Here is a 1,309-nt window from a genome sequence, read left to right as displayed (position 1 = left end):
TTTAAGTTCTTTTGTCATATTATTTTACTTTTTATGAGGTTAATAATATGTCAAGCTATTTCAGTATAAGACAGTTAATGCCCTTATAGTAATGGGTTAGTGTCCTTATCATAATGACTTAATGCCCTTGTTATAATGGGTTAATCCTCTTATGAAAGTGAGTTCTATTTCTTTTGTTGTTATTCTAATAGTTTTATCTCTTTTCCTAACTTATTATACTGTCATCAAAAAACCTTTCGCTACCCATCAATTGCGGTAACGAAAGGTTAGGAATATGTCTCGTGCTATACGCATGAGACGTGAGAATTTGTAGTGTCGGATGTGCTAAAGCAGGTTGATGATGCTTTCTGCAGTTTTGCCTTTATAAATGCAGAGTTCGTGGAGCGGAGTGTTCTTAAAATCCGCATAGCCAAACATTTGTATGGCAATAAACTGTTTGTCTGCGGTTAAACAGGCTTCCAAACGGTAGTTGCTCATGCTTTGTTTTTGTGGCATTCGCATTTTCTCTGCTTTTTCTGCGATCTGTTCCTCTGACATTTGCAGAAGTTTGACTAATTTTTCGCCACCTTCAGCGTTGTAATAATTGATGATTGCCTTCAGAGGAGTGTTTGTAGGGGTATATATCGCCTTAGATCCAAAGCCAAGGAAACCTTTAGAAACGGTGATATCTGGGTTGGAAGAGAGTGTACTGGACATCTCTAAATTCTTGAAATTTGCCATTTTTTACTATCTTTTAATTGTTATACAAGGACAAAAATCGCACATCTGCTGATGTACTATTAGGGGTGTTTTATAAAGATAGCAATTCAACGAATGATATGTCTTAGTGCAATCACGTAATAATCGACTGGGACTCTTGTTGAAATGGGTGTAGTTGAAAGTGAATTTTTGTGCCCTTTCCTCCAGAGGTGAAGCTTGTTATGCCACGTTTCTCTGGATTTCTTATATGCATGGAGCTTGGAAAGTTGCAAGTAGGGGGGTAGGTAGCGTTGTGGACGAGGGGCGTTGATTCGAGTAGATTGATTGGAATCTGAGAGTAAAGCCGTGCCTCGTTCTTGGTCACTAAGGGTTTCGTGATAAAGCTGATATTTGTCACTAAGCTTTTGTTGAACGTCCGATAGTTCTCTATGAGCTTCCTTTTGGTAGCCGTGTACACTTGGATATGCCTTGCATGTAGTATGATGCCCTAAGGTCATACTAACGATAAGAAGGACTATTTGAATCCAAGTTTTCGGCTTATATGACAAAAATGTGCATAATTTAGAGTCGTTTTCTTTTATGTGACAAAAATGTGCATGGAATCTTCTGC

General features: G+C 38.1%; 1 protein-coding gene. It reads right to left on the bottom strand.

The window, feature by feature from the left end; translation table 11 throughout:
• Positions 1-324: 324 nt before the first annotated feature.
• Positions 325-720 carry a hypothetical protein gene (locus tag DEM91_RS12500; RefSeq protein ID WP_249859123.1) on the bottom strand — a complete coding sequence of 132 codons (396 nt, stop codon included), beginning with the start codon at positions 718-720 and terminating at the stop codon, positions 325-327.
• Between the last annotated feature and the right edge of the window lie 589 nt (positions 721-1,309).

It is taken from the genome of Prevotella sp. TCVGH (assembly GCF_023522295.1).
GTDB lineage: Bacteria > Bacteroidota > Bacteroidia > Bacteroidales > Bacteroidaceae > Prevotella > Prevotella timonensis.
The sequence above is the reverse complement of the archived record's forward strand: the minus strand, read 5'-3'. Positions and strand labels throughout refer to the sequence as shown.